Consider the following 11,616-nt stretch of genomic DNA (forward strand, 5'->3'; position numbering starts at 1 on the left):
TCCCTGCGAAGTGATCAAGCACGGCCGATACTGGGCACTCGCAGCCGCGTCCGTCGTTGTGGTGGTTTTCGGATCAGCACAGACGACGGGCGCGCTGTGGCGTGACGACGCCATCGTGAGCGGTGGAACCATCAACTCCGGGACCTTGGACATCAAGGTCGGACCCGCAGGGGCAGAGGTGAACGATTACGTGCTCGCCGCGCTCGGCGGGACGAATCTCGGTCCGAATGGGTTTTCGCAGGCCTCGTTGTCGATCAAGAACGCAGGAAATGTTCCCTTCGACTACCGACTCCAGAGCACAACGGTCACCGGAACGGTGCCGCTGACGTTGACGGCAAGCCTGGTCGGGGCGGCAGCGGATTGCCCGCCGACGACCGCTCCGACCGGCGCAACTCAGCTGTACACCGGCAATGCCGCTGGGGCGCAGGCTCCGACGGCACCCGCCGCACGTTTGCTTGCCCCCGGAGCGGCGGAGGTCTGGTGTTTTCGGGTGTCCGTAGGTATCGACCCGCCGAAGAGTCAGTCCTCGACCGTGAAATTCTCGTTCCGAGCGGATCAGACATGAGCACCGAAGACACCGACGTGATTCCCGTTGTCCCGCCCGAGAGGAACGGGGACGAGCGCACCGGGGTGTGGTGGTGGGTGAGTCGAATCGTGTCGTACACGTTGCTGGCGGCGATGCTGTTCGTTCTCGCTGTCACCGTTGTCGTCCCGCGTGTATCGGGGGCAACGCCGTACACCATTCTCACGACATCGATGAAACCCACGTATCCGCCGGGGTCATTGGTCGTGATCAAGCCTGTCGATCGTTCCGAACTCGCTGTCGGAACGGCAATCACATACCAAATCCGTTCTGGTGAACCTGATGTGGTGACGCACAGAATCGTGGCGACTCAGCAGTCAGGTGGCGGTGTCACGACGTACATCACCCGCGGAGACAACAACGGGTCCGATGACGAGAACCCCGTGCAGTTCGGCCAAATCCGAGGCAAGGTCTGGTATTCCGTGCCCTACATGGGGTACGTCAACAATTGGCTCAACGGTGAACAGCGCCGTATCACGGTGACCGTCATCGTGATCGGGCTCGCCGGTTATGCGTTATTCATGTTCGTCGGCGCGGGCGTCGATCACCGGAAGAAGCGAAGGGAGGCGTCGTGAATTCGAACGTCGCCGTTCCGTGCGCAGTCCTGGTGACGGGGCTGGCAATCGTGGTGTTGCTGGGAACGGGTTCCGCGCGGCCGGTACAGACGGTCGGATACAGCTACGACGGCGAGACATGGAGCCCGACGTTGCCGAGTCCGCTCTTCGACAACGAGATTCGGTGGGTCCCCGGTGACCGGCGCGATGCTGCATTCCATGTCTTCAACGACACCGACGACGATGGTCGAATCCAACTGAAGCTCGTCTCCGACAGCAGAGAGTTCAGTGAATCGCTGACGGTGTCGATCGATGGGACGGAGTACCGATCGGGTTGCGGCACCGTCCTGATCGGCGCACATGAGAAGCGCCGGATCGGTGCCACCGTCGACATGACAGTGAATGCGGGCAATGCGACCCAGAATTCCCGAGCGTTTGTCGACCTGGTTGTGCGGTGGGACAACGGAGACAGCGTGAGTTGTGTTTCGGAGAATCAGGAAGGGGCGTACGCGTGATGGCGAGTCACAAGCAGAACCTAGGGGTCCTTCGCCGGATCGGCTCGGCGCTGATCAGCGCTCGGGCTCGCGCCATCATGTCCATCGGAATCGTCCTGGGTCTCGGAGCCGTGGGAACCCTTGCCGCATGGTCGGATACGTCGACGGCGACGTCCGGAGAATTTACGACGGGAACGATCGACATCAAGATCGGCAACCCTGCGGTCGACAACAATCCACCTGCGTTCGCAACAGCCCTCACCAACACCGCGATTGCCCCGGGCAATACAGTCACTGCGCCGCTACTCGTGCGGAACTCCGGGACTGTGCCGTTCAACTACACGCTTTCCGTGGCAGCGAACAACACAGGTCTGGGCGGATTGCTGGAAAGTTTCGTTTACGGGAACTCGGACTGCTCTGGGCCCGCAGTCAGTACGGTGTCCGGGTTGTTTCCGTCGAAGCCTTTCCCCGGCGTGAATCGGCCCATCCCAGCCGGCGGAACGGACCAACTCTGCATCAGGGTCACGATGCCGTCGACCGCCACGGCCCCGGCAACGCCGGCGACGGGAAACATCACCTACTCACTCGTGGCTACGTCGACATAGATGAGTACCGACGCGGAACGTTCAGGCGCGCATTCGAAGAGGCGGTGGATGCGTGAGATCGCGCTGACGGTGGGCGCACTGGCGGGGTTGCTGTGTGTGCTGATTGCGCTGGCTGCGGTCATGTTCGGGATTACGCCACTGGTATTCAGGTCCGGGTCCATGTCACCGGCCATCGAGACGGGTGCACTTGCGCTGAGTAAGTCCACGCCCGCGGTCGACATTCAGGTGGGTGACATCGTCAACGTGACCAACGCGGCGGGCAACGGCATAACCCACCGAGTCGTGGATATCGGAGCAGTGAGCAGCGTCAGTGCCGAGTTGTTCCTGAAAGGCGACGCGAATGCCGAACCCGACGCCGAGCCGTACGTCGTCTCCGACGTTCGGCGCGTCTTGTTCAGCGTGCCGAAGCTCGGGTATGTCGTGACGTGGCTCAGCAGCCCCGTCGCGGTGTTCGCGGGAGGTCTGATGGTCGGCGTTCTTCTGATGATCGCGTGGAGGCCGCATGGTCGGAATGTGCCAGAATCGGCGCTCGACGATCGACCCAGCGGTAGGCACAGCAAACTGCCATTGTCCGTGTTCGTAGCTCTCGCCGTGGTCGGTACCGTCGGCATTGCATCATCGAATCCGCCAGCGGCCTTGGCTGCGCCACTGTCCGACACCTCTACATCCACCAGCGGAACGATCACGACTGCGCTACCTCCTATTCCCGCGCCCAACAGCCTGGGATGTAACACCTTGAGCAGAAGCATCCTCGGAATCGGTTTGCAGTCTTACGTGCGTTTGTCCTGGCTGTCGACCGGACCGAGCTACACCTATCGAATCACTCTGACTCGATCAGGTTTCACAGACATAGTGATCCCCGTTGCTACTACGGGTGCAACTGGTGCAACTATCAGCCATGAAATTACGAACGGCGCGATCCTGAGTCTCAGTGCGTTGAACGGCACCTATTCGGCTCGCGTACAAACGGTGTCCGGGTCAGCGGTCTCTCTCCCCGGGCCATCGTTCACGATCATTTTCGGCGTTGTGATCGTCCTGCTGCCGTCAGCCCAGTGCGGTACGGCGGGCGCAAGCGCTCGGCTTGCTCCCCAACCAGAGCCCGCCACGACAGTTCCCACAACCACAGATCCGTCTGCCACGACAATTCCGCCGGCAACGACCACGACAGTTCCGCCGGCAACGACCACGACAGTTCCACCGGCAACGACCACCACGACCCCATCCACGACGACCACAACAATGGTGCCGACCACCACCACATCTCCGCCACCACCTGCCGACTTGGTAGCGCCTCGAACCTCCCCGTCGGGCTCGGCGGTGGCGAAGGTGGTGAGTGTCGGCGGCTCGCCGACGTTGCAGATCACGGACTCGTCAGGCGACGTGCAGTACAGCGGTCCGATCTCGTCGAGCTCGGAGTACGGCTATGGAGTGACCTGGGCGTCGGGTGACGAGCTGTGGCTCCTCGGACCGAGCCAGTTGGTTCGACTGGACGGAACCGGGGGAGGGTGGAGCCGGAGCGTTGTCGACCCGTCGTCGGAGGAAGTTCCGGCCGAGATTTCGGCCCTGTTGAACTGAAGCCGAAAAGAGTCGAAACATATATTTGTAAATCGACGTGCTTTATCGGCGAAGTGGGCGGACAATAGGCGCCAGGTAAAGCGACGGAAGGTCGGTCGATGTCCACTTCGTACAATGGTCTAGATGTCTTCGGGTACCAATTCGACCGCTTCGCCTACGAACATCCGTGGATCGGCGAGGCCGTCGGGGAATTCATGCTCGGACCGAGCGGCGGGGGCATGATGGAGTTCGCCAAGGCCACGGTGTTCGCGCTTCCGGAGGGTGGGGCGCACGAGGTTCACGGAGAGATTCTCGCTTGGTACCTGGCGCACGGGGGTCCGTACGGTGCGCTGGGGTATCCGATCAGCAACGAGAAGCCGACCCCCACGGGCTACGGTCGCTACAGCTTGTTCGAGCGCGGCTCCATCGGGTGGATGCCGGAGACGGGTGCGTTCACCATCGGTGGCACGCGTGAGGACGAGATCATGGTTCCGGGACCTGAGGCCGAGGGCGTTTCCGCGGTCGAGTTACCGTCTGGAACCGAACCGATTTCCGCTTGAAATACCGTACGTCGGAATAAACGCGCACAAACTGGAATTATGGTTTGTTTCAGTGAGTGACTATTCCTTTTATTGCACTCGGTGACCATTCGGAAAATGTACTGACAAATAGATAAATCACTCGAGTGAATTAGTTCCGGATTCATCTCGTGCAGATCTTCGCTCAGAACAGCGTCGGCTCCCCGAAGCCGGGAACGCCTTCGATGGCGAGGATTCTTTGCTTCGTCGATGCCCCTCCGGGAGCCGAGAAGCCGCCGACCTCACGGCCGGCGCCGAGGACGCGGTGGCACGGGATGATCACCGGCACCGGATTGCGGCCGAGCGCACCGCCAACTGCCTGCGCAGCGCCCGGATGTCCTAGCCGCGCAGCAACAGCGCCGTACGTCATCGTCGAACCCCGGGGAATCGCACGGGCCACGTCGTAGACGGCGTTGTCGAAGTCGGAGACATCGAGAATCACCGGAACGGCCGAAAGGTCGGGGTTCCCGCCGTCGAACAGAGCCGCGATGCCCTCGATGGCTACAGGGGCAACGCCGTCCGGGTCGCCGGGGAGGGGGTCGAAGCCGGTCAGGTAGTCGATCAATCGGTCCTCGGACTCGGGCAGTGCGACGGCAGTGACGCCGTCGGAGTTCCAGGCCAGGCCGCATCGTCCGAGGGGCGTGTCGAACAGGGTGTACGGCATGAGTCCAGTATGGACTGCGTCGAAACTGGACTTCGATCCGAAGGCCAGTAGGATCGAGAAATGGCGATACGGGTGCTCAATGCAACGTCGATGGCGCGCGACCTTGGACGGTGGCGAACCGACGCCGAGGATGCGTCCGGGCGCAAGCGCAAGTCCCGCCCCACGTACCGGGCCCTGGCCGACGGGATCAGGCTGCTCATTCACGACGGCCGGATTCCGCTGGGAGTCGGACTGCCGAGTGAGCGGGATCTGTCGTCCGCGCTCGACCTGAGCCGTACGACGATCACGTCGTCCTATGCCGTGCTGCGCGAAGAGGGTTATCTGATCAGTAAACAGGGCGCCCGCAGCACCGTCGCGCTGCCGGACATGGCGAAGCCCAACGGGTTGCTGGTGCAGTCACGCTCGACCGGGCCGGTCATCGACATGTCCCATGCGGCGATGGCGGCGCCGACGGACGCCATGCTGCATGCGTACAACTCTGCGCTGCAGGCACTCCCGGCCTATCTGTCCAATCACGGTATGGAACCGATCGGGCTGTCGGTGTTACGTGAATCCATTGCCCGACGGTTCGTCGAGCGCGGGTTGCCGACGACCCCTGATCAGATCATGGTCACTTCCGGTGCGCAGCAGGCAGTTCGGTTGTTGCTGGGCACCCTGACGTCACCGGGGGATCGGGTTCTGATCGATCACCCGACGTACCCCAACGCGCTGGAGGCGATCAGGCGCGTCGGCGCTCGCCCGGTCCCGGTTCCGATCAGGCCGGAGGGGGAGCCGTGGGATCTCGACGGAATCCGCAGTGCCGCACGGCAGACCGCGTCCAAGGTCGCATACATGATTCCGGATTTCCACAATCCGACGGGCCGTTGCCTTCCCGCCGACGGTCGCGCCGAGCTCGCCAAGATCGCCAGGGACACGTCGATGACGCTGATAGTCGACGAGACCATGGTCGATCTGTGGCTGGATGCGCCTCCTCCGCCGCCCGTCGCGTCGTTCGGGCGCGTGTCCGGCACGGATGTGGTGACGATCGGATCGGCGTCGAAATCGTACTGGGGTGGGCTGCGCATCGGATGGATTCGAGCCAACCCGTCGTTGATCAGCAGGCTTGCTGGATCGCGAGCTGCGCATGATCTGGGCACGTCCGTCATGGATCAGCTTGCCGCAGGTTTCCTGTTGCAGGACGCGGATGCCATTCTCGACACCCGCCGCGATCAGCTGCGTGAACGTCGTTCGGTGCTGGAATCCGCTCTTGCGGAGCATCTTCCGGACTGGACGTACCGTCGGTCGACGGGCGGGATGTCTCTGTGGTTGCAGATCCCGACGCCGGTATCGAGTGCGCTCGCCGCGACGGCGCCGACGTTCGGCGCCGTTCTCGCGGCAGGCCCCCGGTTCGGAGTGGAGGGTGCGTTCGAGCGTTTCCTCCGCCTGCCCTACACACGGGAGCCCGCGGAGATCACCGCGGCCGTCGTTGCGACCGCGAGTGCTTACGCTGCCCTGGCGCCGAGCGCGGACGACCGAGAGCCCGCGCTCGTCTTCTGATGTGAGTACTCATGTAGGCCCTGGCCTACATAAGTACTCACAGCCAGACCGACTCCGGATCGACCGCAGTCGACGCGGGCGCGGTGGGGATTCCGTTGGGGGTGCGGGAGAATCTCGGTGCCGGCCGGTGCTGGGTGACGCCGCCGACCTCGATCAAAGTTTCGCGCGCGGCCAGATGCCTGTGGTCCGATGCTTCGCCGAATGTGAGGATCGGCGAGACGCAGGCGTCTGTCCCGTCGAAGATCGCGGCCCACTCGTCGCGCGTCTTGGTCTTGAACACCCGCGTGAAGATCTCACGCATCTCGGGCCAGCGGTCGCGATCGCCCTGGCCAGGCGTAGTGGCAGGATCGAGTTCGAGCAGACGGAGCAGCTCGGCGAAGAACTGCGGCTCGAGCGCTCCGACGGCCATGTGCTTGCCGTCAGCGGTTTCGTAGGTGTCGTAGAAAGGCCAGCCGGTGTCGAGCATGTTGACGCCGCGCTCGTCCGACCAGGCGCCGACGCCGCGTAGGCCCCAGATCATGTGCGACAGCGCTGCGGTGCCGTCGACCATGGCCGCGTCGACCACCTGGCCCTTACCGGATGTCTGACGTTCGAACAGTGCGGCGAGGATACCGAAGATCAGGAACATCGATCCACCACCGAAGTCACCCACCATGTTCAGCGGCGGCACCGGGCGCTCGCCCTGGCGGCCGATGGCGTGCAGTACGCCCGTCACCGAGATGTAGTTGATGTCGTGGCCCGCCGCGGACGCCCACGGTCCATCCTGTCCCCATCCGGTCATGCGGCCGTAGACGAGCTTGGGGTTGCGTTCCAGTGCGACGTCGGGGCCGAGACCGAGGCGCTCGGTCACGCCCGGTCGGAATCCTTCGATGAGGACGTCCGCACGTTCGATCAGACCCAGAATTCTCTCGACGTCCGCGGGGTCCTTGAGGTTGGCTTCGACGAGGGTGCGACTGCGCAGCTGCTGATCGTGCTCGGAGATCTGGCCGGCGCGCTGGACGCGCACGACGTCGGCTCCCAGGTCGGCCAGCAGCAGGGCGGCATGGGGGCCGGGCCCGATTCCTGCAAGTTCGACGACTCGAAGTCCTGTCAGCGGTCCACCGGTACTCGACACGTATTCCTCGTTCCGATCAGTAAGGCGTAAGCGAATCGAGGTTAACTTAGCGTGGCAGGGGGCGCGAGGGAACCCCGAGGCCGTGGATAATGAGCTGCGTGAGCGCAGGAGACGAAGCAGTACGGATCGGTACACCTCTGACGCCGGGAGCCACGCGAGTGATGCTTCTCGGCGCGGGCGAGCTCGGCAAGGAGGTGATCATCGCGTTCCAGCGCTTGGGCGTCGAGGTCATTGCCGTCGATCGATACGACAACGCACCAGGTCACCAGGTCGCCCATCACGCCTTCACGATCGACATGAGCGATCCGGAGCAGCTTCTGGCCTTGATCGACGCTCAGCAACCTGACTTCGTCGTCCCCGAGATCGAGGCCATCGCAACCGATGCTCTCGCCGAGGTCGAGAGTCGTGGCAGGAGTGTTGTCATTCCGACGGCGCGGGCGACGCAGCTGACCATGAATCGCGAGGGAATCAGGCGACTCGCGGCCGAGGAGTTGGGACTTCCGACGTCGCCCTACGCCTTCGCCGACTCGCTCGAGGATGTTCGCAGCTCTTTGGACTCCATCGGCTATCCAGCCGTCATCAAGCCCGTCATGTCCTCATCGGGGAAGGGGCAGTCGGTCGTCCGCGGCCCCGAGGATGTCGCCGCGGCATGGGACTACGCCTTGAAGGGCGGACGCGTCGACCTCGGTCGGGTCATCGTCGAAGGATTCGTCGATTTCGATTACGAGATAACGCTTCTGACCATCAGATCGACGGCGGGTACGGATTTCTGCGAGCCGATCGGGCACCGTCAGGAGTCCGGTGACTACGTCGAATCGTGGCAGCCGCAACCGATGTCGGACGTCGCGCTCGCTGCGGCAAAGGACGTGGCGGACAAGATCACCACTGCTCTCGGAGGGCGAGGCCTGTTCGGCGTCGAACTGTTCGTTCAGGGCGACAACGTGTATTTCTCCGAGGTCAGCCCTCGTCCACACGACACCGGGTTGGTCACGCTTCGTACGCAACGGTTTTCGGAGTTCGAACTGCACGCCCGTGCCATCCTCGGACTCCCGGTGGACACCACGCTCGTCTCGCCGGGCGCGTCGGCGGTCGTCTACGGCGGCGTCGATGCAGAAGGGATCGCCTTCGACGGAGTCGCCGACGCGTTGGCCGTGCCGGAGACCGATGTGCGGCTGTTCGGTAAGCCGGAGAGCTTCGTGCGTCGACGGATGGGCGTTGCGGTGTCGACGGCGTCCGACATCGATTCGGCTCGTGCGCGGGCAACCGAGGCTGCAGGCAAGATTCGTCCCGTCACGTGAGTGCCTGGGGGGAGGTACTGGTCGCGTTGGCGATCCTCGTGGGATTGGTCGGGATCGTCGTGCCGATTCTGCCCGGTGTGATTCTGATCTTCGCGGCAATCGCGGTGTGGGCGTTCGTGACCGGCGGCAGCGCAGCCTGGGTCGTGTTCGGCATTGCGACGGTTCTGCTGGTCGCCAGTGGCGTCGTGAAGTACACCTGGCCGGGTCGAAGGATGAAGGACGCAGGCATCCCGACGCGTTCGCTGGTGGTCGGCGGTCTCGTCGGCATCGTCGGGTTCTTCGTCATTCCCGTCGTCGGCTTGTTCGTCGGTTTCATCCTCGGGACGTATGTTGCTGAACTGCCACGTCATCGCAATCACAGTGAAGCGTGGAGATCGACGGTGCACGCCACGAAGGCTGCGGGGCTGTCCATTCTCGTCGAACTGTTCGGGGCGCTGCTCGCGACCGGTGTGTGGCTCGGAGCTGCCATCTTCATTTGACCCGGTACCAAGCCCGGGCATTGCCGCCGAGGACCGCGGGAAGGTCGCCTCCCACTGCGTCGGCGACGAGGTCGATGTCGGACTCCAGGAACCGTCGGGGCGCTCGGGTGCCGGGCAGGTCGGTGCCGAACATGAGGGCAGCAGGGTCGACGGCGTGGATCTTCTTCATGGCGTCGACGATGTCCATGTCGATTCGGCCGAATGCGGAGGCTTTCACCCGGACGCCACGCTCGACGAGGTCCAGTAGATAGGGCAGCCCCTGCGCGGACATTCCGAGGTGGTCGATGCTCACCGCGGGGAGCTTGGACAGGATCGGTTCGAGCGAGAGCAGCATCGAGGCTTCGACGTACAGTTCCGCGTGCCAGCCGACCAGTTCGTGTGCTCGTCGGGCCTGCGCGGTGAGTGTCTGGACGTCCGTCGCGCCTCGTTTGAAGTTGAGCCTGATGGCACGGACGCCTGCTCGATCGAGTTCGACGATCTCGTCGTCGGACGTGTCGGGATCGAGTTGGGCGACGCCTACCCAGCTGGGTCCCAGCGCCTGCAGTGCGGCCACCAGGTATGCCTGGTCGGTGGTGTGGAACGACGAACTGATGACGGCGCCGCCGGTGATTCCGAGGCCGTCGGTGTCGCGGTCGTAATCCTCGATCGTGTACGGCTCCGGTGGGTATCCCTGATTCTCGACCAGCGGGAATCGCGGGTCGAGGATGTATCGGTGGGCGTCGAACACAAGGGACAGCATGCCAGCAATGCGATTTCGACACCCGGGGACCCGCGCCGGTGTTTGAATGCGAAACATGAGAGCTGAAGCAGAAATCGTCCTCGACGGATACACCTTCCTCGAGTGTCCGCGATGGCGGGACGGTCGAATCTGGGTGTCCGACTTCTACAGCCAGAAGGTGGTGTCCGCTCGCGGTGACGGATCCGATGTCCGTGTCGAGGCGGAGGTGCCGCAGCAACCGTCGGGACTCGGATGGCTGCCGGACGGCAGGTTGATCGTGGTCTCGATGCGAGATCAGAAGTTGCTCCGGCGTGAGGACGACGGCTCGCTCGTCGAGCACGCAGATCTGTCGTCGTACGTGAAGGCGAACCTCAACGACATGCTCGTCGATGATCGGGGACGAGCCTACGTCGGCAATTTCGGCTTCGATCTGATGAACCTGGCGACTCCGGACACGGCCGATTTGTTGCGGGTAGATCCCGACGGCTCGGTGCACGTCGTGGCGAAGGATCTGTACTTCCCGAACGGGATGGGTCTGACGCCCGACGGGGAATTGGTGGTCGACGAGACGGTCGGCAACCGCATCAGCGCCTTCGCGGTGCATCCGGACGGTTCGTTGGGGGATCGTCGCGATTGGGTGAAGTTCGCAGAATTGCCGGACATGACGTCGATGGAGACGGCGCTGGGCCAGCTGTCCGTTGCGGCCGACGGCTGTGCGATGGATACGGACGGCTCGCTGTGGGTGGCGGACGCGCTGGGCCAGCGGATCGTGCACGTCGTCCCAGGCAAGGGAATCGTCGATCAGCTCGAGTTCGACACCGGGGTGTTCGCGTGTGGCCTGGGCGGTGACGACGGCCGGACTCTGTACGTCTGCGCGGCTCCGGACTTCAACGAGCACCAGCGCAAGGTCGAGACGGAAGGGAAACTTCTGGCGGTGCGGGTCTAACCGCCGTGAGTAGGAAACGCACAGCGCTCTGTGCGTTTCCTACTCACGCGTGAATCAAGCCTTGTCCGGCTCGGAAGCGCGGAGCATGTCCTCGCGTTCGACGACCTTGACGCGTTCGCGGCCTTCTGGTTCGCCGAGGGAGCGTTCGTGGGCGTCGAGGCGGTACCAGCCGTCCCAGGTGGTGAAGGGGACCTTCTTGTCTTCGAGGAACGTCGTGACCGCGTCCAGATCGGGGTCGGTGGCGCCGGTGAAGTTCGGTGCGTCCTCGAGGAGGTTGGCGACGGTTTCGTTGGCGTCGCCCTTGGTGTGACCGATCAGGCCGACGGGTCCACGCTTGATCCAGCCGGTGACGTAGGTGGCCGGGACCGGGGTGGTCGAGGACGGGGACTCCACGACGCGGCCTGCTTCGTTGGGGATGGTGCCGGCTTGGTCGTCGAAGGGGAGTTGGGCGATGTTCTGGGAGAGGTAGCCGACGGCGCGGTAGACCGCTTGG

Annotated in this window: 13 protein-coding genes and 1 pseudogene; 10 read left to right on the forward strand and 4 right to left on the reverse strand. The window is 63.6% G+C overall.

Annotated features, from left to right (window positions below; translation table 11 throughout):
• Positions 1–10: 10 nt before the first annotated feature.
• From CH293_RS14040 to CH293_RS14065, 6 genes are all read left to right on the forward strand, one after another.
• The gene (locus CH293_RS14040; RefSeq protein ID WP_019667915.1) at positions 11–565 is read left to right on the forward strand and encodes a hypothetical protein; all 555 of its coding nucleotides are present in this window, start codon (positions 11–13) and stop codon (positions 563–565) included.
• Positions 562–1,158, forward strand: coding sequence for a signal peptidase I (locus CH293_RS14045; RefSeq protein WP_094720564.1), 597 nt, complete (start codon positions 562–564; stop codon positions 1,156–1,158). Before CH293_RS14040 ends, CH293_RS14045 begins: the two co-directional genes overlap by 4 nt.
• A complete protein-coding gene (locus CH293_RS14050) occupies positions 1,155–1,652 on the forward strand; it encodes a hypothetical protein (RefSeq protein WP_094720565.1) in 498 nt (165 codons plus the stop codon). Before CH293_RS14045 ends, CH293_RS14050 begins: the two co-directional genes overlap by 4 nt.
• Positions 1,652–2,236 carry a SipW-dependent-type signal peptide-containing protein gene (locus CH293_RS14055; protein WP_094720566.1) on the forward strand — a complete coding sequence of 195 codons (585 nt, stop codon included), beginning with the start codon at positions 1,652–1,654 and terminating at the stop codon, positions 2,234–2,236. Before CH293_RS14050 ends, CH293_RS14055 begins: the two co-directional genes overlap by 1 nt.
• Positions 2,237–3,811: a signal peptidase I gene (locus tag CH293_RS14060; protein WP_255122857.1), complete on the forward strand. Its 1,575-nt coding sequence runs from the start codon at positions 2,237–2,239 to the stop codon at positions 3,809–3,811.
• A gap of 98 nt (positions 3,812–3,909) precedes the next feature.
• On the forward strand, positions 3,910–4,350 hold the full coding sequence (locus tag CH293_RS14065; protein WP_094720567.1) for an LGFP repeat-containing protein: 441 nt from the start codon (positions 3,910–3,912) through the stop codon (positions 4,348–4,350).
• A gap of 163 nt (positions 4,351–4,513) precedes the next feature.
• On the opposite strand, the gene CH293_RS14070 is transcribed toward CH293_RS14065, so the two are convergent.
• Positions 4,514–5,032, reverse strand: coding sequence for a methylated-DNA--[protein]-cysteine S-methyltransferase (locus tag CH293_RS14070; RefSeq protein ID WP_094720568.1), 519 nt, complete (start codon positions 5,030–5,032; stop codon positions 4,514–4,516).
• Between the two features lie 60 nt (positions 5,033–5,092).
• Here CH293_RS14070 and CH293_RS14075 point away from each other — a divergent pair, with 60 nt between their 5' ends.
• On the forward strand, positions 5,093–6,568 hold the full coding sequence (locus tag CH293_RS14075) for a PLP-dependent aminotransferase family protein (RefSeq protein ID WP_094720569.1): 1,476 nt from the start codon (positions 5,093–5,095) through the stop codon (positions 6,566–6,568).
• Positions 6,569–6,605: 37 nt separating this feature from the next.
• Here the strand turns inward: CH293_RS14075 and CH293_RS14080 are convergent, their stop codons facing one another.
• On the reverse strand, positions 6,606–7,682 hold the full coding sequence (locus CH293_RS14080) for a CaiB/BaiF CoA-transferase family protein (RefSeq protein WP_037112304.1): 1,077 nt from the start codon (positions 7,680–7,682) through the stop codon (positions 6,606–6,608).
• An 89-nt stretch (positions 7,683–7,771) separates the two neighbouring features.
• On the opposite strand from CH293_RS14080, the gene purT reads away from it, so the two are divergent.
• Complete coding sequence (purT, locus tag CH293_RS14085) at positions 7,772–8,980, forward strand: formate-dependent phosphoribosylglycinamide formyltransferase (RefSeq protein ID WP_037112302.1); 1,209 nt, start codon at positions 7,772–7,774, stop codon at positions 8,978–8,980.
• On the forward strand, positions 8,977–9,459 hold the full coding sequence (locus tag CH293_RS14090; protein WP_094720570.1) for a DUF456 domain-containing protein: 483 nt from the start codon (positions 8,977–8,979) through the stop codon (positions 9,457–9,459). The genes purT and CH293_RS14090 overlap by 4 nt, the downstream gene beginning before the upstream one ends.
• Here CH293_RS14090 and CH293_RS14095 read toward each other — a convergent pair.
• A complete protein-coding gene (locus CH293_RS14095; RefSeq protein ID WP_094720571.1) occupies positions 9,452–10,198 on the reverse strand; it encodes an amidohydrolase in 747 nt (248 codons plus the stop codon). The genes CH293_RS14090 and CH293_RS14095 overlap by 8 nt on opposite strands.
• Positions 10,199–10,253: 55 nt before the next feature.
• Between CH293_RS14095 and CH293_RS14100 the strand changes: the two genes are divergently transcribed.
• A complete protein-coding gene (locus CH293_RS14100) occupies positions 10,254–11,123 on the forward strand; it encodes an SMP-30/gluconolactonase/LRE family protein (protein WP_241483881.1) in 870 nt (289 codons plus the stop codon).
• A gap of 54 nt (positions 11,124–11,177) precedes the next feature.
• Here the strand turns inward: CH293_RS14100 and CH293_RS14105 are convergent.
• Positions 11,178–11,616 (reverse strand): annotated as a pseudogene (locus CH293_RS14105) (pyridine nucleotide-disulfide oxidoreductase); the annotation flags it as partial.

Source organism: Rhodococcus sp. 14-2470-1b (assembly GCF_002259415.1).
GTDB lineage: Bacteria > Actinomycetota > Actinomycetes > Mycobacteriales > Mycobacteriaceae > Rhodococcoides.

Bases quoted from the DNA above. Each gene is read 5' to 3' on its own strand.
- CH293_RS14045 (WP_094720564.1), top strand. From the start codon at position 562: ATGAGCACCGAAGACACCGACGTGATTCCCGTTGTCCCGCCCGAGAGG.
- CH293_RS14055 (WP_094720566.1), top strand. From the start codon at position 1,652: ATGGCGAGTCACAAGCAGAACCTAGGGGTCCTTCGCCGGATCGGCTCG.
- CH293_RS14060 (WP_255122857.1), top strand. From the start codon at position 2,237: ATGAGTACCGACGCGGAACGTTCAGGCGCGCATTCGAAGAGGCGGTGG.
- CH293_RS14065 (WP_094720567.1), top strand. From the start codon at position 3,910: ATGTCCACTTCGTACAATGGTCTAGATGTCTTCGGGTACCAATTCGAC.
- CH293_RS14070 (WP_094720568.1), bottom strand. From the start codon at position 5,032: ATGCCGTACACCCTGTTCGACACGCCCCTCGGACGATGCGGCCTGGCC.
- CH293_RS14075 (WP_094720569.1), top strand. From the start codon at position 5,093: ATGGCGATACGGGTGCTCAATGCAACGTCGATGGCGCGCGACCTTGGA.
- purT (WP_037112302.1), top strand. From the start codon at position 7,772: ATGAGCTGCGTGAGCGCAGGAGACGAAGCAGTACGGATCGGTACACCT.
- CH293_RS14095 (WP_094720571.1), bottom strand. From the start codon at position 10,198: ATGCTGTCCCTTGTGTTCGACGCCCACCGATACATCCTCGACCCGCGA.
- CH293_RS14100 (WP_241483881.1), top strand. From the start codon at position 10,254: ATGAGAGCTGAAGCAGAAATCGTCCTCGACGGATACACCTTCCTCGAG.